General features: G+C 56.1%; 16 protein-coding genes and 1 other RNA gene. 7 read left to right on the top strand and 10 right to left on the bottom strand.

Features of this window, described 5'->3' with window-relative positions; genetic code table 11:
* Positions 1-299: 299 nt before the first annotated feature.
* The 4 genes from dapB to grpE form a co-directional block, all read right to left on the bottom strand.
* Positions 300-1,103, bottom strand: a complete 804-nt coding sequence (gene dapB / locus IFT75_RS19725; protein WP_122480195.1) for a 4-hydroxy-tetrahydrodipicolinate reductase — start codon at positions 1,101-1,103, stop codon at positions 300-302.
* A 17-nt stretch (positions 1,104-1,120) separates the two neighbouring features.
* Positions 1,121-2,248 (bottom strand): molecular chaperone DnaJ, encoded by a 1,128-nt coding sequence (dnaJ, locus tag IFT75_RS19720; RefSeq protein WP_122480196.1) that lies wholly within the window; start codon positions 2,246-2,248, stop codon positions 1,121-1,123.
* A 187-nt stretch (positions 2,249-2,435) separates the two neighbouring features.
* Entirely contained in the window at positions 2,436-4,355 is a 1,920-nt protein-coding gene (gene dnaK / locus IFT75_RS19715; protein WP_192056396.1) for a molecular chaperone DnaK, read from the bottom strand.
* A gap of 116 nt (positions 4,356-4,471) precedes the next feature.
* Positions 4,472-5,038: a nucleotide exchange factor GrpE gene (gene grpE / locus IFT75_RS19710; RefSeq protein WP_122480198.1), complete on the bottom strand. Its 567-nt coding sequence runs from the start codon at positions 5,036-5,038 to the stop codon at positions 4,472-4,474.
* Positions 5,039-5,266: 228 nt separating this feature from the next.
* Between grpE and recN the strand changes: the two genes are divergently transcribed.
* Positions 5,267-6,940 (top strand): DNA repair protein RecN, encoded by a 1,674-nt coding sequence (recN, locus tag IFT75_RS19705; protein WP_122480199.1) that lies wholly within the window; start codon positions 5,267-5,269, stop codon positions 6,938-6,940.
* 157 nt (positions 6,941-7,097) lie between these two features.
* Here the strand turns inward: recN and fur are convergent, their stop codons facing one another.
* Positions 7,098-7,502, bottom strand: coding sequence for a ferric iron uptake transcriptional regulator (fur, locus tag IFT75_RS19700; protein WP_122480200.1), 405 nt, complete (start codon positions 7,500-7,502; stop codon positions 7,098-7,100).
* 98 nt (positions 7,503-7,600) lie between these two features.
* On the opposite strand from fur, the gene IFT75_RS19695 reads away from it, so the two are divergent.
* On the top strand, positions 7,601-8,122 hold the full coding sequence (locus IFT75_RS19695; protein ID WP_122480201.1) for an outer membrane protein assembly factor BamE: 522 nt from the start codon (positions 7,601-7,603) through the stop codon (positions 8,120-8,122).
* 61 nt (positions 8,123-8,183) lie between these two features.
* Here the strand turns inward: IFT75_RS19695 and IFT75_RS19690 are convergent, their stop codons facing one another.
* Both IFT75_RS19690 and IFT75_RS19685 read right to left on the bottom strand, forming a co-directional pair.
* Complete coding sequence (locus IFT75_RS19690) at positions 8,184-8,495, bottom strand: RnfH family protein (protein ID WP_185795391.1); 312 nt, start codon at positions 8,493-8,495, stop codon at positions 8,184-8,186.
* On the bottom strand, positions 8,488-8,922 hold the full coding sequence (locus IFT75_RS19685) for a type II toxin-antitoxin system RatA family toxin (RefSeq protein WP_122480203.1): 435 nt from the start codon (positions 8,920-8,922) through the stop codon (positions 8,488-8,490). The genes IFT75_RS19690 and IFT75_RS19685 overlap by 8 nt, the downstream gene beginning before the upstream one ends.
* A gap of 257 nt (positions 8,923-9,179) precedes the next feature.
* Between IFT75_RS19685 and smpB the strand changes: the two genes are divergently transcribed.
* The gene (gene smpB / locus IFT75_RS19680; protein WP_043190812.1) at positions 9,180-9,662 is read left to right on the top strand and encodes an SsrA-binding protein SmpB; all 483 of its coding nucleotides are present in this window, start codon (positions 9,180-9,182) and stop codon (positions 9,660-9,662) included.
* A gap of 45 nt (positions 9,663-9,707) precedes the next feature.
* Here smpB and IFT75_RS19675 read toward each other — a convergent pair whose 3' ends face one another.
* Positions 9,708-10,478: a GntR family transcriptional regulator gene (locus tag IFT75_RS19675; RefSeq protein ID WP_122714816.1), complete on the bottom strand. Its 771-nt coding sequence runs from the start codon at positions 10,476-10,478 to the stop codon at positions 9,708-9,710.
* Positions 10,479-10,657: 179 nt separating this feature from the next.
* On the opposite strand from IFT75_RS19675, the gene IFT75_RS19670 reads away from it, so the two are divergent.
* From IFT75_RS19670 to IFT75_RS19655, 4 genes are all read left to right on the top strand, one after another.
* Positions 10,658-12,358 (top strand): lactate permease LctP family transporter, encoded by a 1,701-nt coding sequence (locus tag IFT75_RS19670; protein ID WP_192056394.1) that lies wholly within the window; start codon positions 10,658-10,660, stop codon positions 12,356-12,358.
* A gap of 216 nt (positions 12,359-12,574) precedes the next feature.
* Positions 12,575-12,847, top strand: a complete 273-nt coding sequence (locus IFT75_RS19665; RefSeq protein WP_122480206.1) for a hypothetical protein — start codon at positions 12,575-12,577, stop codon at positions 12,845-12,847.
* A gap of 78 nt (positions 12,848-12,925) precedes the next feature.
* Positions 12,926-13,318: a transfer-messenger RNA gene (gene ssrA, locus IFT75_RS19660) on the top strand.
* A gap of 185 nt (positions 13,319-13,503) precedes the next feature.
* A complete protein-coding gene (locus IFT75_RS19655) occupies positions 13,504-14,760 on the top strand; it encodes an integrase domain-containing protein (protein WP_192056392.1) in 1,257 nt (418 codons plus the stop codon).
* 584 nt (positions 14,761-15,344) lie between these two features.
* On the opposite strand, the gene IFT75_RS19650 is transcribed toward IFT75_RS19655, so the two are convergent.
* Positions 15,345-17,234: a hypothetical protein gene (locus IFT75_RS19650; RefSeq protein WP_192056390.1), complete on the bottom strand. Its 1,890-nt coding sequence runs from the start codon at positions 17,232-17,234 to the stop codon at positions 15,345-15,347.
* 5 nt (positions 17,235-17,239) lie between these two features.
* Positions 17,240-19,639 (bottom strand): sensor histidine kinase, encoded by a 2,400-nt coding sequence (locus IFT75_RS19645; RefSeq protein WP_192056389.1) that lies wholly within the window; start codon positions 19,637-19,639, stop codon positions 17,240-17,242.
* Positions 19,640-19,658 lie beyond the last annotated feature (19 nt).

Here is a 19,658-nt window from a genome sequence, read left to right as displayed (position 1 = left end):
AAGGGCGATCGCAGGTTGTAAAAAAGCGGAATGCCGTATGGATACGTCACCCCGCTTCTTTTCATCGAATTATCTGCGCGCTTTTAGTGGACACACTAAAGCTGTAGCTTACAGAAAAGAGGGGTTTTGGTCTACCGCGAATGCGGTGCGGACTTGAGGGAATGCGACTTTGGCGCGCTTTCCCCTCTAGGAGCGGTCATTGGCCGCGAATAGGCACCGCGGTGTGTCAGCAAGGCTGCGGCGTCTGGTTCGCGGCCGATGACCGCTCCTACGGGAGGAGCGAGCCGGGCGCAGCTGGGTCAATGCAGGTCCAGCACGTCCTGCATGTCGTAGAAGCCTGGGGCGCGGCCGTCGAGCCAGAGGGCAGCGCGTACCGCTCCCTTGGCGAACGTCATGCGGCTGGACGCCTTGTGAGTGATCTCGACGCGCTCGCCGTCAGCGGCGAACAGTACGGTGTGGTCACCCACCACGTCACCCGCGCGCACGGTGGCGAAACCAATGGTCTGGCGCTCGCGCGCGCCGGTCTGACCTTCACGGCCGTACACCGCCACCTTTTTCAGATCGCGACCCAACGCGCTGGCAATCACTTCGCCCATGCGCACGGCCGTGCCCGAGGGCGCATCGACCTTGTGCCGGTGATGGGCTTCCATGATCTCGATATCGACGTCGTCGCCCAACACGCGCGCAGCGGTGTCGAGCAACTTCAGGCACAGATTGACGCCGACACTGAAGTTGGCGGCGAAGACGATGGGGATATCCTTGCCCGCCTCGGCCAGCAACGCCTTTTCTTCGGCACTGAAACCGGTGGTGCCGATGACCATGGCCTTGCCCGCCTTGCGGCAGAACGCCAGGTTCTTCAGCGTTACCGTTGGGTGGGTGAAGTCGATCAACACATCGAACTCCTCCGCCACCTTGGCCACGTCGCCCGACAGCGGTACGCCGATCCGCCCCAGCGCAGCCAGCTCGCCGGCATCGGCGCCGACCAGTGTGCTGTCCGGCCGATCGACCGCCGCCGTCAAACCGGCGCCGGGCGCCAGCTGGACCGCTTCGATCAAGGTCTTGCCCATGCGCCCGGCGGCGCCCATCACAGCTATACGTCGCATGCTCGAATCCTTATGCCTTACAGGTCGCCGAAGAAACGCTTCACACCCTCGAACCAACCATTGGCCTTCGGCGAATGGGATTCGTTGCCCTCAAGCGAAGTGCGGAACTCTTCCAGCAACTCACGCTGACGACGATCGAGGTTGACCGGCGTTTCCACCGCCACCCGGCACATCAGGTCGCCGGCACCGCCGCCGCGCACAGGCGCAACGCCCTTGCCGCGCAGGCGGAACTGCTTGCCGGTCTGGGTGCCTTCCGGGATCTTCAGCTTGACCCGACCGTCGAGGGTCGGCACTTCCAGCTCGCCGCCCAATGCCGCGTCGGTGAAGCTGATCGGCACTTCGCAGTACAGGTGCTTGCCGTCGCGCTGGAAGATCGCGTGCTCGCGCACGTTGATCACCACGTAGAGGTCGCCGGTCGGGCCACCCTGCATGCCCGCCTCGCCTTCACCCGACAGGCGAATGCGATCACCGGTGTCAACGCCCGAAGGCACCTTGACCGAGAGGGTCTTGTATTCTTCGACACGGCCTTCGCCATGGCATGAATCGCACGGGTCAGAGATGATCTTGCCCTGGCCATGGCAGCGCGGGCAGGTCTGCTGCACCGAGAAGAAGCCCTGCTGCATACGCACCTGGCCGATACCGCCACAGGTCGGGCAGGTGATAGGCGCCGAGCCTTTCTTCGCGCCACTGCCGTCGCAGGGCTTGCAGTTGACCAGCGTCGGCACACGGATGCTGACCGTGGTGCCGCGCACGGCTTCTTCCAGGTTCAGTTCGAGGGTGTAGCGCAGGTCGCTGCCACGCTGGGCGCCACCGCGGCCATTGCCGCCGCGACCGCCACCGAAGAAATCGCTGAACACATCGCCGAAGATATCGGAGAAATTCTGGCCGCCGAAACCCTGGCCACCACCCCCCATGCTCGGGTCGACGCCGGCATGACCATATTGGTCGTACGCCGCGCGCTTGCTCGCATCAGACAGCACTTCATAGGCCTCGTTGGCCTCTTTGAATGCTTCTTCCGATTCCTTGCTGTCGGGGTTGCGATCCGGGTGATGCTTCATCGCGAGGCGGCGATAGGCCTTCTTCAGATCTGCTTCGCTGGAGCCGCGCTCCACCCCCAGAACCTCGTAATAGTCACGCTTTGCCATAAGTCTTTTTACTCTTTTGGGAGCCAGCACGCAGGGGCGCCGCTGACCGCGCCGCCAACATCCGATCGCTGTCGCATGTTGTTAAAATTCGTGTATTCCAGACACGCCAACGCGGGAGCAAGCCCCCGCGCGGCGACATCCTACCAGTCACCGTGCAAGCACAGTCAACCGGCCGACCAACAAGTGTTTACTTGTTGTCTTTGACTTCTTCGAACTCGGCATCGACAACGTCGTCGTGCTTGCTGGCTTCTTCCGCTGGCTGGGCAGCAGCACCTTCAGGCTTCTCGGCCTGGTCGGCGTACATCTTCTGCGCCACTGGAGCGGAGACCTTGGACAGCTCTTCGACCTTGGCATCGATGGCAGCCTTGTCGTCGCCCTTGACCGCAGCTTCCAGCGCCACGACGGCCGCTTCGATGGCAGTCTTCTCGTCGGCAGTGACCTTGTCACCGGCGTCGGCAACCATCTTGCGCGTCGAGTGCACCAGTGCATCACCCTGGTTGCGGGCAGCAGCCAGCTCTTCGAACTTGCGGTCTTCCTCGGCGTTGACTTCAGCGTCACGCACCATCTGCTGAATCTCGTCCTCGGACAGACCGGAGTTGGCCTTGATCACGATCGACTGGGTCTTGCCGGTGGCCTTGTCCTTCGCGCCGACATGCAGGATGCCGTTGGCGTCGATGTCGAAGGTCACTTCGATCTGCGGCACGCCGCGTGGCGCTGGCGGGATCTCGGCCAGGTCGAACTTGCCCAGCGACTTGTTCTGCGCGGCTTGCTTGCGCTCGCCCTGCAGGACGTGAATGGTCACGGCGCCCTGGTTGTCATCGGCCGTCGAGAATACCTGCGATTTCTTGGTAGGAATCGTGGTGTTCTTCTCGATCAGCGCGGTCATCACGCCACCCATGGTTTCGATACCCAGGGTCAGCGGGCTGACGTCGAGCAGCAGCACGTCTTTCACGTCGCCGGCCAGTACGGCGCCCTGGATGGCAGCACCCATGGCAACGGCTTCGTCAGGGTTGACGTCCTTGCGGGCTTCTTTGCCGAAGAAGTCGGTGACCAGCTTCTGAACCAGCGGCATGCGGGTCTGACCACCGACCAGGATCACGTCGTTGATCGCGCCAACGTCGATACCGGCGTCTTTCATGGCGATGCGGCAAGGCTCGATGGTGCGCTGAACCAGGTCTTCGACCAAAGATTCCAGCTTGGCGCGGGAGATCTTAACGTTCAAGTGCTTCGGACCGGTCGCGTCTGCAGTGATGTACGGCAGATTGACGTCGGTCGACTGGCTCGAGGACAGCTCGATCTTGGCTTTCTCAGCGGCTTCTTTCAGGCGCTGCATGGCCAGCGGATCACCCTTGAGGTTCATGCCGCTTTCTTTCTTGAATTCGTCTACGAGGTAGTCAATCAAGCGGATGTCGAAGTCTTCGCCGCCCAAGAAGGTGTCGCCGTTGGTGGCCAACACTTCGAACTGGTGCTCGCCGTCTACTTCGGCGATTTCGATCACGGACACGTCGAATGTACCGCCACCCAGGTCATAAACGATGACGGTGTGGTCGCCCTTGGCCTTGTCCATGCCGTATGCCAGTGCAGCGGCAGTCGGCTCGTTGATGATGCGCTTGACGTCCAGACCGGCGATACGACCGGCGTCCTTGGTGGCCTGACGCTGGCTGTCGTTGAAGTAGGCCGGTACGGTAATGACCGCTTCGGTGACCGCTTCGCCGAGGTAGTCTTCGGCGGTCTTCTTCATCTTTTTCAAGATTTCAGCCGAGATCTGCGGCGGTGCCATTTTCTGGCCGTTGACTTCGACCCAGGCGTCCTTGTTGTCGGCTTCGACAATCTTGTACGGGACCATCTGGATGTCTTTCTGCACGACGTCTTCGGCGAAACGACGGCCGATCAGGCGCTTCACTGCATACAGCGTGTTATGCGGGTTGGTGACGGCCTGACGCTTGGCCGATTGACCGACGAGAATTTCGCCGTCGTTGGCATAAGCGATGATCGAAGGTGTGGTCCGAGCGCCTTCGGCGTTCTCGATGACCTTGGCCTTGCCGTTTTCCAGAATGGAGACGCAGGAGTTGGTGGTCCCCAGGTCGATACCGATAATCTTGCCCATGTTTCTTCTCCTGGCACTAAGGCCCGAAAATTTTGGATTTGGTTGCCGCAGCAGTGGTGGCTGTCTGCGGTAGCACTTAAACGCTTGACACTAAGATGGGGGCCACTTGGCCGATTTCAAGCCTGCTCGTCGATCGAAGGCGAAACCGGTGCGGCGGCCTTGCTGACCACGACCATGGCCGGGCGCAGCAGGCGTCCATTGAGCTGATAGCCCTTCTGGAAAACCTTCAAGACACTGTTGGGCTCGACATCCGCGCTTTCCTGCATCGCCATGGCCTGGTGATGCTCGGCGTTGAATGGCTGGCCGTGCGGGTCGATGGCTTCCAGGTTGTAGCGCTTGAGGGTGTCCTGAAACATCTTCAGGGTCAGCTCCATGCCTTCGCGCATCGGACGAATGCTTTCGTCGTCGGCGCTGGACAGCTCGATACCGCGCTCGAGGCTGTCGAGCACGGGCAGCAGGTCGCCGGCGAACTTCTCGAGGGCGAACTTGTGCGCCTTTTCCACGTCCTGATCGGCGCGGCGGCGAACATTCTGCAGGTCGGCCGCTACACGCAGCGACTGGTCCTGAGCGGTGGCGAGCTGCTCTTCGAGCAACTGCACGCGCGCGGTGAGGTCTTCGGCGCCAGCGCTGGCAGCCTGATTAGCGTCTAGATTCTGATCGTCCAGATTCTGTTCATCAGCCATTGGTTCTCTCCTCTCGATAACGTCCGCGAGGTCGACTCGCGCTTCTGACCGGTATATGGGGTCGCAAATTCGCGCTTCAAGGGCTGACGACCAGCGGCTGAGTGTGGGCTTTCGAATGAAGCGATAAAAAACCCAGGCATCAGGCGAAAACGAGCTAAGGACCAATATTGTCAGCCCTGTATAAAACACTGTATAAATAACCAGACATTCATGCCTGGGGGCGGTCTTATGCTGGTGCACCTGTCCGTACACAACTATGCCATCGTCGAACATCTCGACCTCGAACTCGAGCGCGGGATGAGCGTGATCACGGGCGAAACCGGCGCCGGCAAATCGATCATGCTCGACGCGCTGGGCTTGGCCCTGGGCGACCGCGCCGACAGTGGCGTGGTCCGGCCCGGAGCAGACAAGGCCGACATCCTTGCCACTTTCGATCTGGTCGATATCCCCGAGGCCAGCACGTGGCTTGCCGAGCGCGACCTGGAAACCGACGGCCCCTGCATCCTGCGCCGGGTGATCACGGCCAAGGGCGGTTCGCGCGGCTATATCAACGGCACCCCCTGCCCGCTCGGCGACCTCAAGTCGCTGGGTGAGCTGCTGATCGATATTCATAGCCAGCACGAGCACCAGTCGCTGCTCAAGACCGATACCCATCGCCGCCTGCTGGATGAATACGCCGGTGCCAGCGATCTGGCCCGGCAGGTGCACCTGGCTGCGCAGAAATGGCGTCAGACCCGCCAGGAACTCGAACGCCTGTCGGACTCGGGTGACGAACAGCGCGCACGTCACCAGTTGCTCAGCTACCAGCTGGAAGAGCTGGAGAACCTCGGGCTGGGCGAGAACGAGCTGGAGCAGCTGGAACAGGAACACAAGAACCTGACCAACGCCGAAGCCTTGTTCGGTATCTGCCGCCAGGTCATCGACCATTGCAGCGAAAACGATTCGGGCAACGTGCTCAGCGCGCTGACTGCTAGCTTGAACCGCCTGGGCGGCGTCAGCAATGCTCCGAACGCGCTGGGCGAAGCGGCCTCGATGCTGGCAACGGCGCAGATCCAGGTCGAAGAAGCCGTGGGCGAACTCAATCGCTTCCTCGACCACTTCGAAGCCGATCCGGCGCGCTTGCAGCATATCGAGGAGCGCCTCGACACCATCTATACCCTGGCGCGCAAACACCGCGTTCACCCGACCGAAGTGGTCGCGCTGCAACACCGCTTGCTCGAAGAGCTGGAAGGGTTGAACGCCAGCGACGAATCAATCGAGCAACTGGGTGAAGAGCTGGCGGCCTATGCACGCCACTACCAGGAAAAAGCCGGTGAGCTGACCGGACTGCGCACCCATGCCGCCGCGCAACTGGCGGCCGCAGTGGAGGTGGAAATCCAACGCCTGGGCATGCCCGGTGGGCGCTTCACCATCGAACTGCGCGCCAATGCCCACGAGGACTTGCACCCCAATGGCCTGGAGCAGGTCGAGCTGTTGGTCAGCGCCAACCCTGGCCAGCCGATGAAACCCTTGGCCAAGGTGGCCTCGGGTGGCGAGCTGTCGCGGATCAGCCTGGCAATCCAGGTGATCACGGCGCAGACCTCGCGGGTTCCGACGCTGGTGTTCGACGAAGTGGACGTGGGCATCGGCGGGCCGACAGCCGAGATCGTTGGGCAGTTGCTGCGACGCCTTGGTGAGCGTGGGCAAGTGCTCACTGTGACCCACCTGCCGCAGGTGGCGGCGCAGGGGCACCATCATTTGTTCGTGCACAAGGTGCGCGGCAGTGACGAGACGCGCACGGCCGTGTCGAACCTGGGCAAAGGTGAGCGCGTGGAAGAGGTGGCGCGGATGCTGGGCGGGATTGACCTGACCAAGGAATCGCTGGCACATGCGAAGAAGATGGTGGTGACGGCCAAGGGGTGATGGTGGCTGGGGGGGCCTCTTCGGGGGCACTGCCCCCTCCTACAGGAGGTGTGGCGCTGACCTGTGGGAGCGGGCTCTGCCCGCGAAGAGGCCCTGACTGATTCACCCCCAACAAAAAAAGCGACCCCAGGGTCGCCTTTTTGCATCACTCCTGAAGTTACTTTGGCTTGCGCACGTACAGCACCAGGTTGTGATCCACCAGCTCGTAACCATGCTCGCTGACGATTTCCTTCTGGCGGCGCTCGATCTCGTGGTCGGTAAACTCGATCACATCACCCGAGTCGACATCGACCATATGGTCGTGGTGCTCGCCGTCTGCCAATTCGAACACGGCATGGCCGCCATCGAAGTTGTGACGTGCTACCAGACCCGCCGCTTCGAATTGGGTCAGAACACGGTAAACCGTGGCCAGACCCACATCTTCGCCCGCTTCCATCAGCGCCTTGTAGACTTCCTCGGCGCTCATGTGGCGTTGCTGTGCCGACTCCAGCATTTGCAGAATCTTGACCCGTGGAAGGGTCACCTTGAGGCCGGCTTTACGCAGTTCGCTATTATCAACCATGGTCAGCTTTCTCAACGATGCGGCTTCGCAGCATCTCTTAATACGGGTATGATCGGGGTTTACGTTGTCCCAGCCAAGATAGTGGAAGTCGCCCACCGATGCAAAACACCAAGCACTTGCTAACCAGCCTCACCTTCGTGGGACTGCTCGCACTCGCCGGTTGTTCATTCCCCGGGGTTTACAAAATCGACATCCAGCAGGGCAATGTCGTCACACAGGACATGATAGACCAGTTACGGCCCGGAATGACCCGTCGGCAAGTAAGGTTTATCATGGGCAACCCCCTGTTGGTCGACACGTTTCACGCCAATCGCTGGGATTACCTGTACAGCCTGCAGCCAGGCGGCGGCGAACGCCAGCAGGAACGCATGAGTGTCATGTTCAACGGCAACGACCAATTGGTCGGCCTCTCTGGCGATTTCATGCCGGGCGTCAGCAGGGACCAGGCAATTCTGGGCAGCGACACCGACACCACCGCTACGCCCCAGCAGGGCGAGCCGCAGAAGGCCGAAGAGCCACCCAAGCCTGGCTCGATGCTCGACGACATCCAGCGCGACGTGGACGGCGTGAAGACCGTCCCCGTCCCGGCACCCCAGCCGCTGGACGTTTCGCCGCAGTAAGCAGGCGGTACGAAAAAAGCCCGGTCATGCCGGGCTTTTTCATGGGCGAAGGAAAGTTATCTCAACGCGCTTTGCGCACTTGCGCCGCCTTGGCCGCGCGCAATCGTCGCACCTCTTTCGGGTCCGCGAGCAACGGGCGGTAGAGTTCGATGCGGTCACCGGATTGCAGCACATGCTCATCTGGAGAATCCAGCAGCCTGGCGAAGATGCCTACCGGGCACTGACTGAAATTCACACCTGGGAAGCGCTGGGCAATGCCTGACATCTCGATCGCCTGCGCGACGGTTGTGCCCTCAGGCACTCGCAACCCGAGCAATGCCTGCTCGTCGACCGCGGCATAGGCCACTTCGATATGGATGGACTGCTCAGCCATGCAATTGCTTGGCGCGCTGGCAGAAGGCATCCACCAAGGTGTTGGCGGCCTGATTGAACAGCGGCCCCAAGGTGGCGCGAATGATCGGGCCGGCGTAGTCGAAGGACAGATCCAGGCTGATCTTGCAGGCCTTCTCGCCCAGCGGCTTGAACACCCACACTCCGTGCAACTGGTTGAACGGACCTTCTTCCAGGTTCATTTCAATGGAGCTACCGGGCACCAAGGTATTGCGGGTCACGAAATGCTGACTCAGCCCACCCTTGGCAATGTCCAGGTTGGCGCGCATCAGGGTGTCGGTTTCTTCGAGGATGGTGGTGGACGAACACCAAGGCAGAAACTCGGGGTAGCGGGACACGTCGTTGACCAGGTCATACAGGGCCTGAGCAGGATAAGGCAGCAGGGCCGAGCGTTGAATATGGGTAGTCATGCGGGCGTCACTTCCAAAGCTGGGCGGCGGACGCGAGAATCCGCGTCGGCCGAACGACGCCAACGGCGCCTTGAAAATAAGGTAGGCATGCCAGCAGACAGAGGGCACGCCAACGAAATCACGGGGCTTCTTTGTCGACAGCGGCAAAGCGCAGGCTATCCATAAAGATCAGGTATTGTCCGGTATTCATTGCAAGCGCTCAAGCGCATAGCAATACCGTAGCCGAGAGCGCAACGACTGCCTATAATGCGCGCCCTATGGCCAAATTAAAGAAACACCCTACAGGGACCATCGCGCAGAACAAGAAAGCGCGACACGATTACTTCATCGAACACCGTTTCGAGGCTGGCTTGGTCCTGGCCGGTTGGGAAGTAAAAAGCCTGCGTGCCGGCAAGGCGCAACTGGTGGACAGCTACGTGCTGCTCAAGGACGGCGAAGCCTGGCTGATGGGTAGCCACTTCACCCCCCTGACCACGGCCAGCACCCATGTGATCGCCGACCCCACGCGTACCCGCAAACTGCTGCTCAACCGCCGCGAGCTGGAAAAGCTGTTCGCCCAGGTTCAGCAGAAGGGCTATGCCTGCGTGGCCTTGTCGATCTACTGGAGCAAGCACTTGATCAAGTGCGAAATCGCTCTGGGCAAGGGCAAGAAGGAATACGACAAGCGCGATACCGAGCGCGAACGCGATTCCAACCGCGAGCTGCAGCGTGCCGTGCGCAACAAGGGCAAGGAAGACTGATTCCTTCCCCTTGCAGCGCCAGCTTTGCCGTCTTTACCGGCTTGATTACTGCAAGCCGCTGCGTCGCTGTGCGCGAGCGGTGCGTTGCACCGTCTGCCGTGCCTCGTCGAGCACGCCCTGCACATAAGTGATATGCAGACTGGCCAATTCACGTGCCTGCTCCGCCTGACCGCTCACGATGGCCTGAAACAGCTGGCGATGCTGCGCGATCAACTTGTCTCGGGTTTCCCCGCTGTGCCGGTGCATGCCACCGATGTTCACCACCATGTTGCGCTTGAGCATGTCGAACAGCCCACGCACGGTGTGCAGCAACACCGCGTTGTGACTGGCTTCGGCAATCGCCAGGTGGAAGTTGGCATCGGCGACGCCCTCCTCTTCCCGCGTGGCGTCCTCGACTCGGCGGTAACAATCTTCCAAGACATCCATGGCCTGCCTCAATCGATCGCGATCGATCTCGGTGGCGCGCTGCGCTGCATAGAAGGCGCACGACGCTTCCAGGGTATGGCGAAACTCGAGCAGGTCGCGCTGGCTTTCCGGATTGCTTTCCAGCAACGCCAACAGCGGATCGCTGAAGGTTGAGCCGAGCGTGTGGCAGACGTAATTGCCCCCGCCCTGACGGCTGACCAACATGCCCTTGGCCACCAGCTTCTGAATGGCCTCGCGCAAGGAAGGCCGCGACACGCCGAACTGCTCGGCCAGTGCCCGCTCGGCCGGCAAACGCTCGCCTGCCCTCAGCGTGCCCTCGAGAATCATGGCTTCCAGACGCTCAACGATGCCATCGGACAAACGCCGCTGACGGACTTGCTCAATACCCATGGGTGGCTCCAACACACGATTGCCCTGGCCGCACTCGACCAAAGTCATAGACAAGGAAATTGACAGCCCCACGGCTGCGTCCTAACCTGACCGGAACTTATTGTAAATTGGTATTACCAATTCCTGCAATACAGCGCCGTAGCGCCAAGCCTTCCAAAAAAAACAAGGGGCCTCAGTCTATGCAAACCTGGCAGCAGATCTACAACCCGCTCGGCAGCCTTGGGCTATCCGCCCTAGTCGCCGTCATACCCATCGTGTTCTTCTTCCTGGCGCTGGCCGTATTCCGCATGAAGGGGCACGTCGCCGGCAGCATCACCCTGGCGCTGTCCATCGTGCTGGCGATCTTCGCCTACGGCATGCCGGCCGACATGGCACTGGCGGCCGCTGGCTACGGCTTCATGTACGGGCTGTGGCCGATTGCCTGGATCATCGTCGCCGCGGTGTTCCTGTACAAGCTCACGGTCAAGAGCGGCCAGTTCGAGATCATCCGCAGCTCGGTGCTGTCGATCACCGACGACCAACGCCTGCAGGTATTGCTGATCGGCTTCTGCTTCGGCGCGTTTCTGGAAGGCGCCGCAGGCTTCGGCGCGCCGGTCGCCATCACCGCGGCCCTGCTGGTCGGCCTGGGCTTCAACCCGCTGTACGCGGCCGGCTTGTGCCTGATCGCCAACACCGCACCCGTGGCCTTCGGCGCACTGGGCATCCCGATCATCGTCGCAGGCCAGGTGACCGGCATCGACCCATTCAAGATCGGCGCCATGACCGGCCGCCAACTGCCGCTGCTGTCGCTGATCGTACCGTTCTGGCTGGTGTTCATCATGGACGGCCTGCGCGGCGTCCGGGAAACCTGGCCGGCGGCACTGGTTGCAGGCCTGAGCTTCGCCATCGTGCAGTACCTGACCTCCAACTTCATCGGCCCGGAGCTGCCCGACATCACCTCGGCACTGACCAGCATCGTCTGCCTGACGCTGTTCCTGAAAGTGTGGCAGCCCAAGCGCAGCGCCAGCACTGATCAAGTGGCCGTGAGCGGTGGTGCTGCCGTAATGGGTGACCGGCCTGCGGGCAAAACCTCGGCGGTCGGCGGCTCTACACCGACGCCCTACAGCCTGGGAGAGATCCTCAAGGCGTGGTCGCCGTTCCTGATCCTGACCGTGCTGGTCACCATCTGGACCCTGAAGCCATTCAAAGCCATGTTCGCCCCGGGCGGCGCCATGTACAACTTCGTGTTCAACTTCGCCATCCCGCACCTCGACCAATTGGTACTGAAGACCGCGCCCATCGTCGCCACATCCACACCGATGCCCGCCGTGTTCAAGTTCGACCCGATCTCGGCCACTGGTACAGCGATCCTGTTCGCCGCGATCATCTCGATGATGGTGCTGCGCATCGACATCAAGACCGCATTGAAGACCTTTGGTGAAACCCTGTTCGAGCTGCGCTGGCCGATCCTGTCCATCGGCATGGTGCTGGCGTTCGCCTTCGTCACCAACTTCTCGGGCATGTCTTCCACCATGGCGCTGATCCTGGCCGGCACCGGCTCCGCGTTCCCGTTCTTCTCGCCGTTCCTGGGCTGGCTGGGCGTGTTCCTGACCGGCTCGGACACCTCGTCCAACGCCCTGTTCGGCTCGCTGCAAGCCACCACCGCGCACCAGCTGGGCGTCAGCGACGTACTGATGGTGGCGGCCAACTCCAGCGGCGGCGTGACCGGCAAGATGATCTCGCCGCAGTCCATCGCCGTGGCCTGCGCTGCCACCGGCCTGGTGGGCCGCGAGTCTGACCTGCTGCGTTTCACGCTCAAGCACAGCTTGTTGTTCGCCACCATCATCGGCTTGATCACCCTGGCGCAGGCCTACTGGTTCACCGGCATGCTGGTGCACTGATCCCTGGCCAATATGCGTCCAACACACCCAACCTGGGGGCGATGTCGCCCTCTTTTGGTGCTAACTGAATTTATTTACATCCGCACACGTTTTCGACAGAACCCCTGCAAAAGGGCGAAGTCCATTCATCAGGCCCGCAAGCAATTGGGCTATTTCTGACTGCGGACGCCGATCCTACCGAGGAGCGCCGAGTCCACCTTGAGTAAGGAGATTCTTATGAAGCGTACCTATCTGTCCGGCCTGATCGTAGCCTCCGCCCTGATCGCATCCCCTGTGTTCGCCGCTGACGACCTGTGCGAAGTGAACATGCAGAAGCTGAACGACGCCAAGACCACTTCGATGCAGCTCGGCGACCCAGCCAAGAGCCAATACGACGACGCGTACAAAGCCGCCATGGCCGCCCACGCTGCCAAGGACGAAAAAGCCTGCATCTCGCACTCCACCGATGCCATGAACATCTTGATGGATGCTCAGAAAAGCAAAGGCTGATCGCCAAGCCAACCATGGGGTTGGCCTGACGCCGCAAAATGACGTAGACTACGTCTCCCCTGCCTAACCGCAGGGACTGGGGCCGATTAGGATTCGACGCCGGTTGCGAAACTCTAGGTGCATGCCGACTTGGTAACAGAAGTCGTAAATCAACTGTTGCAACTTTCTATAGTTGCCAATGACGAAACCTACGAGGGCCAAGCTCTCGCTGCCTAACGGTAGCTGAGCCGCTCTTCTGGCTACTTCGGTGCCAGCGATCATCAGGGGATGCCTGTAAACCCAAAGTGATCGTCACGCAGAACAGGATCGTCGTGTAGCACGCTGTGGGCAAAGCGACTAAAACTTACACAGCTCGTCCAATGCACCCTGCCAGTCGGGCGGCTGCGGATTAACTCAGTAGACACGGCTAAGCATGTAGTACCGACAGCGGAGTACTGGCGGACGGGGGTTCAAATCCCCCCGGCTCCACCACTTCATCATCTAAAGACGTCCACGGACGTCTTTTTTTGTGCCTGAAATCCAGTAAAACCAAGGCTTTAGGGTCTATTGGCGTCCATAAACGTCCGACACAATCCACGACACCGGGTATTCCAGATGGTATTCCAAGCCCTTCGGTGGTAATTTTTGGAATACCAATTGATGTCATGGAATACCTCATGTGCGCCCAAGCCACCCGCCTCTCTGACCGCCAGCTCAAAGCGGTAAAGCCGAAAGACAAAGACTACGTGCTCAGCGATGGAGACGGTTTACAGCTGCGCGTGAGGGTCAATGGTTCGACGCTCTGGAATTTCAACTATCGGCAGCCGATCACCAAGAACCGCATCAATATGGGCCTCGGCACCTATCCAGAGCTCTCACTCGCGCAAGCCAGGAAGAAGACGGTCGAAGCCAGAGAGCTTCTCGCCCAGGGCATCGATCCGAAAGAACAACGTAGCGAGTTGGAGCAGACAAAAAGGCAGGCAACCGAGCACACGTTCGAGAACGTGGCATCTGCTTGGTTTGAACTGAAAAAAGATTCGGTCACTCAGGCGTATGCCGAAGACATCTGGCGCTCGCTTACGCTGCATGTCTTTCCATCGCTGGGAACAACACCTATCTCGCAGATCAATGCCCCGAGGGTCATCGAGCTGCTGCGCCCTTTGGAAACCAAAGGCAGCCTGGAGACAGTGAAGCGACTGACCCAACGACTCAACGAGATCATGACCTACGGTGTGAACTCGGGAATGATCTTCGCCAACCCGCTTAGCGGCATCCGAGCTGTTTTCAAAAAGCCGAAAAAGCAGAACATGGCCGCCCTTCGCCCTGAAGAGCTGCCGGAACTGATGGTCGCCATTGCCAATGCAAGCATAAAAAGAACAACTCGTTGCCTGATCGAATGGCAGCTTCACACCATGACCCGTCCTGCGGAAGCCGCGACGACTGCCTGGGCTGACATCGACCTCGACAAGAAAACTTGGACGATTCCAGCCGAGCGGATGAAAAAACGACGCGCTCACATCATCCCGCTGACTGAGCACGCCCTTGCTCTCTTAGAGACAATCAAGCCTTATAGCGGCCACAGAGAGTACGTGTTCCCAGCAGATAGAGATCCACGGGATCACTGCAACAGCCAGACAGCGAACATGGCACTGAAGCGTATGGGCTTTGAGGGGAGACTGGTGAGCCATGGAATGCGCTCCATGGCCAGTACCATCCTGAACGAACAGGGATGGGACCCGGAGCTGATCGAAGTGGCACTTGCTCACGTGGATAAAGATGAGGTCCGTAGTGCCTACAACCGCGCAGATTACATTGAACGCAGAAGACCGATGATGAGGTGGTGGAGTGAGCACATCCATGAAGCGGCGAATGGCAATTTGTCTGTATCAGCCATAAGAGAAAATCGAGGTAAAAAAATGGTTTCAGTTCGCTGATGGAATCCGAGCAGTAGCCTTAATTAGCAATGCGACTCAAAGTGTCGCACCATCGCAACTATCCCCCAGGGTTCTGCAAAAATTCGTGAATTTCGCTGAAAGGGAATGATTGATTGTAGTTCCGTTTCTGGGGGAGTTGTATCGCACTGAACTCGCCGTGCCCAGATCCTCGCAAAAATGGTCCGATTATACTATCTTGGAGACTAAAGGAGTTAAATCGAAACACTACTGAAGTATCCGGCAACGGACTGAAACAGCTAGGGTCCTGCAGAGCACTCGCAACTTCTGCACCATAAAAAGGCGCCTCAATATAACTGTCTTGAAAAGAGATGAATCTATGTATCGAATACGTGCAATCTACAATCGCAAAGGTCAACTCAGAGGCAATGAACTGCTTCTGAAAAGCAAAACATGAGACTACGCCCGTGATTTAGTTCCGGACGTACGCCCACTAAGCGAGCATTGGCCTACATTAGGAAAAGGTAGAGTCTCAGGCCAGGAGCCCACTCGCGGCATCGAATAATGTCAAATACAACAAAACTTTTCGCTACAACATACTAAGGCGGCGACATGGAATCATGCAGTTATATAGATTCGTAAGGAGTAAGCCAGACCTCAAATCCCGAACCTAAATCCGGTATAGACTCAGCTGAAACAACATATTTAATCTTGATAGCGCCAGACTCAATATTCTTACCACTGATGACTCTCAGGTTTTTCGGATCGCCGAAAAAGTTTAAGATTTTGTCAAACTTTCCACGATCAACCCCTACAGGTAGCTTTTCCCCTTCCTCATGTAAAATATCTAAAATCCACGAATGAAACTGAGCAGAAAACAAAATAGTTTCCTGTAAGGGAGCAGCATCAGAATCCTCTTCGCCAGTGTTAGCCTCTCGCCCCATAGACAATATTGCGGAAACAAAATCTTTATCACTTAAATCATAAAAAAACTCTACAGCCGCCTCCTTAGAAAGTTTGATTTTACAACGCACTAATGCTTTCAACGCAACAGAAAAAGAAGGATCTATAGGCGTTCCTACTCGTGCCAAATGCGAAAGTGCTAACTCTTTAACTTCATTTGCAAACACCTCTGACAACCTTGCCAGCCGAACATAAACCTCCTTATTATTAAAATCCCGGCGCTTAATTGTACAAAGCTTTTTCTTATCCCAAGAAATCTTGCTATAAACAGTCTGACCGTCGACTAAATGCTTTAGAACTAACTGCCCCTTACCAAATGAGTAAGACTTTCCCAAAAGCTCAGAGAGCTCAGAACTAGTATCTAGCAGAGCTCCCCCTACGCAAACCACATCGTAATCTGAAGAGCATCGCATGAGGTCACATGCAGGAGCAATAACCAACCTTAATTCGCGTCCCGAGCTAGCCTCTGAACATACCTCAAACACATCGCCCATTACCAAATGATCGTCCGCATCATCCGCGATTGGTGCCGCAGCAATTTCTGAATAAAGTTCAAAAAGGACGCTTTGAGGAAGCAGTTTTCCATCAATCGGAATATACGAATTTTGGTGAGGAATAAGAGAAGCCTTAAGCTCGGGCGCAGAACGGACTTTAGCCGCTAAGGCCTCAGCAACCAACCACGTCAGATAAGACTGAACAGACTCACTCTCGGCGTCCAATCGCAATGACTTCAACGCGACGAGGTCATGCAACTCCAATCTTTCAATCTCTCTTAAAATTGTTTTACTTGCAGAGGTGATAGCATCATGCACTGTATCGAGATAACGACTGAGTTGCACAGATATCGGATATTGATCAATACAACCGCACATTAACCTCTGAACGTATCTAAGCTCAATATTTTTCTTATCCAATGGAACAAAAAAAGCGCTTTTAATCCCAGTTAATTGGCGAAAATTTGCGAGCCCTGAAGGCGATGGTAATGCATGCGAAATTAAAAATACGACTTTAGGCCAATCGGCGCCTTCATAATTAAATTTTGCACATAATACATCTTTATACTCGACATGCAAATTCGTTGCAGCAGTATCATTATCAATTTCAGCTGACGCGTAGTAGTCAACAAATGCGATAGCACATGAACCAAGCGCCTCTCGTGCCGCGCTTAAAGAAGGATAGGTGTTTGGGACAATTCCAAACAACTCCGAAAGAATTTTTATAAGGCTATCAACACGATATCTTTTACTATTATATTCTGACGCAAAATCTGCGAAAAGAGGAGATAGTAATTCAGTGTGCTTCGCTAAAATAAAGTGCTCCCACAACTCGGCAGCTTTGGCTTCCGCGACTTCAACAGCAGCACCAGGATCAACAGAACCATCAAGCCCCAATAGGCTTGCTAATAACTCTAATTGTTCTCCGTCCTCATCAACCAAGGAGAAAAGCGCTGTAAGCGCATTGCTCGATAAGGATTTGAAATCTGGAGGCATCAAAGAATCATCAACCACCACCACCGGGCTAGTAATGCTCTGAATTACGCGATCAAGCTGCATTCTACTTACTTCCCTGTAAACTTAATAATGAAACCACGATGGATAGCGCCTTCTGCTGGAGCAAGCGTCAATTCAATGTCGTTTTCTTTTGAAAGTCGACGAGCAATATAGAGCCCCAAACCTCGCCCGCCCTTAGGCTTAGTAGTATAGAACGGGGCAAAAATTTTCTCGCCAATTGTGTCTGGAATTCCAGGACCGTTATCAAAAAAGCTAATAATGCCTGTTGCGGAATCAGCATTCACTGTAATTTTAGGTCCTGCAACTCTATCTAGTCTACGAGCTAACCAGTAGGCGGAATTGCTAATTAAATTATCGAAAATTTGTAATATCTGACCCTTCTCAACACGCTTCGAAAATCCTTTCCCTGGACTTACGTTCATCTCAAACTCAATACCGTGCCTTTGGAACTTCGCACTATAAAACTCAACTATCAACTTGATAAGCTCGGGGATATCAAATAAAGCCTTACGCTGCCTACCAGGGATGCTTAACTCGTCAATCACCCGAACACGCTTATTTAAAGTCTTGAGGAGTGCCTCAAGAGCCTCAAGCTTAACAGGGTCTCCTGAGGTTTTCTTATCCTGGAGCATATCTAGAGCTGTATCAGTTGATCGTGCTAGCTCATGCGCTAGAAGTTCAACCATCAATCCAACACCAGCAAGATGAGCATACTGCTCCACTTCATAATCTTTAGCTGCAAGGGCCTCCTTTGCACGCCCCCATGCATCCTGCACTTCATTAAGTTCAACTAAGATCCCTTGGATCGAGTTGGATTCAGCCGGGATACGTAGCTTTAATGCTCGGAGGTTAGACACAGCGGACTCGCTCGCGTCAGCAATTCGTTCATCAATATCCCGTACCGTTTCTTCGTCAGCCTTTTTATTTTCTTTTTCAATGCGCTCCAGAAATGTCCTACAATCGGACGCTATCGCATGACGCAACAATCTCTTGATAGCCTCCTTTTCAGGACAATCCCTGAAACCCTCACGATTTGTCTGATCCTGCAGTCGACTGTTGTGCTCCGAATCTATACGTAAATACCCAACAATCTGTGCACGGTTCAGTTTATATGCCGAACTCGCTAAAGCTTTTCTATCGAGATCTAACCAATCGTCAGCTGCTGCCCCGTATGGGTATACACGAAAGCCATCCCTGTAAACAAGAAGCCCGCCACTCCATGCTCGAACAAAATCATGAAGCCCGCCCCTCCATAGATCTTTTTCAGTTTTCTGTAAACGGCCACGGTTGAACCACCAAAACTTAGCCTCAAAATCGCCCAAGGTATCTAGCGCAGCAATAAGTTCATCAGACTTCGCAAGTTTATCGGTGGCTTTAGGTCTTGAGCGTCTATTTGGCTGCTGACTAACGAGATCAGCTAAATGTGCACCGCTATATGTTAAAACCTCCGCTTTATCGTGCAGTGAGTACAAAGTTTCTACACGAAGACGGGCCAATGAATTTTCGCCATCAACCGTTCCATCAGACTCGATACCTCCGCTTCGAAAACTGATAGTGCATGAAGCATCAGAGTATTGAAGACTTGAAGTCTTAAAACCGTCTATTAAAGATAAACTCTGACCTTGAAAATTAATCTTAATGAACTGATTCGCATAGCCCGATTTAAAAGGATCAGCGAGCTTGGCCAAATCAACATTCGCCATTTCTCTCAGCTTTTCCTCATTCCAATCAGATTGAATATCTTTAATAAGAATTTGAGTACCTGGAGACACGCTAAGATCATCTCGGATTTTGCGCGGCTCGAAGTCCAGTGCATCAGCATCCAATGTGGGATCTGCAAAAACTGGTCGCCAATCTAGTTCCAGCTCAAAAATCGACCCTAGTTGTTTTGTCTCGTGACTCGTCCGCACTCGAACAAAATGGCCAACACGCATCGCGGCTAGTCGACCGATTCCTTTTTCTCCGAGAGGTACTTTTCCAGCACTCCCGAGCATCTTTTCTTTCTGAAGAAGCCTTGTCGGAGTTCCAATAGTTAGATAACAAGTCGTCAGATCACTGTCATCCATCCCATGCCCGGAGTCTCTAACTTTTATAAAGTTAAATTTAAAAAAAGCATCGTACAATTTATCGAGAGCTTCGACTTTATTGCCGTTTTCTGACATATATTCTAAAAAATCTGAGCGAAGCTCGTCTGACGCTGTCGGCTCCAAGGCATCAGATATATCTGATCTAAAATCCGCATCATTCCAGATTTTATTGACATTCTCCCATCTCTGTCGCAACGCGCGATATGCCGATGGCTGTAACACCATCGAAATATCAATAAAAATCTTCTTCGAGCCAGCATCAATTCCATTCTTTATCAATTCATATAGCGCAACTGAATCGGAACTGATCAACTCAGCACCAAGCTCAAGTAAAACTCGTGCTTTAAATGATATAGCCAAGAATTCCCCTCCTGGAAAA

It is taken from the genome of Pseudomonas sp. CFBP 8758, from assembly GCF_014841725.1.
GTDB classification, from domain to species: Bacteria; Pseudomonadota; Gammaproteobacteria; order Pseudomonadales; family Pseudomonadaceae; genus Aquipseudomonas; species Aquipseudomonas baltica.
Note: the sequence above shows the minus strand (reverse complement) of the source record. Positions and strands in the feature narration are given on the sequence as shown.

Excerpts from the sequence above, each read along its gene's own strand:
- dapB (WP_122480195.1), bottom strand. The coding sequence starts at position 1,103 with ATGCGACGTATAGCTGTGATGGGCGCCGCCGGGCGCATGGGCAAGACC.
- dnaJ (WP_122480196.1), bottom strand. The coding sequence starts at position 2,248 with ATGGCAAAGCGTGACTATTACGAGGTTCTGGGGGTGGAGCGCGGCTCC.
- dnaK (WP_192056396.1), bottom strand. The coding sequence starts at position 4,355 with ATGGGCAAGATTATCGGTATCGACCTGGGGACCACCAACTCCTGCGTC.
- grpE (WP_122480198.1), bottom strand. The coding sequence starts at position 5,038 with ATGGCTGATGAACAGAATCTGGACGATCAGAATCTAGACGCTAATCAG.
- recN (WP_122480199.1), top strand. The coding sequence starts at position 5,267 with ATGCTGGTGCACCTGTCCGTACACAACTATGCCATCGTCGAACATCTC.
- fur (WP_122480200.1), bottom strand. The coding sequence starts at position 7,502 with ATGGTTGATAATAGCGAACTGCGTAAAGCCGGCCTCAAGGTGACCCTT.
- IFT75_RS19695 (WP_122480201.1), top strand. The coding sequence starts at position 7,601 with ATGCAAAACACCAAGCACTTGCTAACCAGCCTCACCTTCGTGGGACTG.
- IFT75_RS19690 (WP_185795391.1), bottom strand. The coding sequence starts at position 8,495 with ATGGCTGAGCAGTCCATCCATATCGAAGTGGCCTATGCCGCGGTCGAC.
- IFT75_RS19685 (WP_122480203.1), bottom strand. The coding sequence starts at position 8,922 with ATGACTACCCATATTCAACGCTCGGCCCTGCTGCCTTATCCTGCTCAG.
- smpB (WP_043190812.1), top strand. The coding sequence starts at position 9,180 with ATGGCCAAATTAAAGAAACACCCTACAGGGACCATCGCGCAGAACAAG.
- IFT75_RS19675 (WP_122714816.1), bottom strand. The coding sequence starts at position 10,478 with ATGGGTATTGAGCAAGTCCGTCAGCGGCGTTTGTCCGATGGCATCGTT.
- IFT75_RS19670 (WP_192056394.1), top strand. The coding sequence starts at position 10,658 with ATGCAAACCTGGCAGCAGATCTACAACCCGCTCGGCAGCCTTGGGCTA.
- IFT75_RS19665 (WP_122480206.1), top strand. The coding sequence starts at position 12,575 with ATGAAGCGTACCTATCTGTCCGGCCTGATCGTAGCCTCCGCCCTGATC.
- IFT75_RS19655 (WP_192056392.1), top strand. The coding sequence starts at position 13,504 with ATGTGCGCCCAAGCCACCCGCCTCTCTGACCGCCAGCTCAAAGCGGTA.
- IFT75_RS19650 (WP_192056390.1), bottom strand. The coding sequence starts at position 17,234 with ATGCAGCTTGATCGCGTAATTCAGAGCATTACTAGCCCGGTGGTGGTG.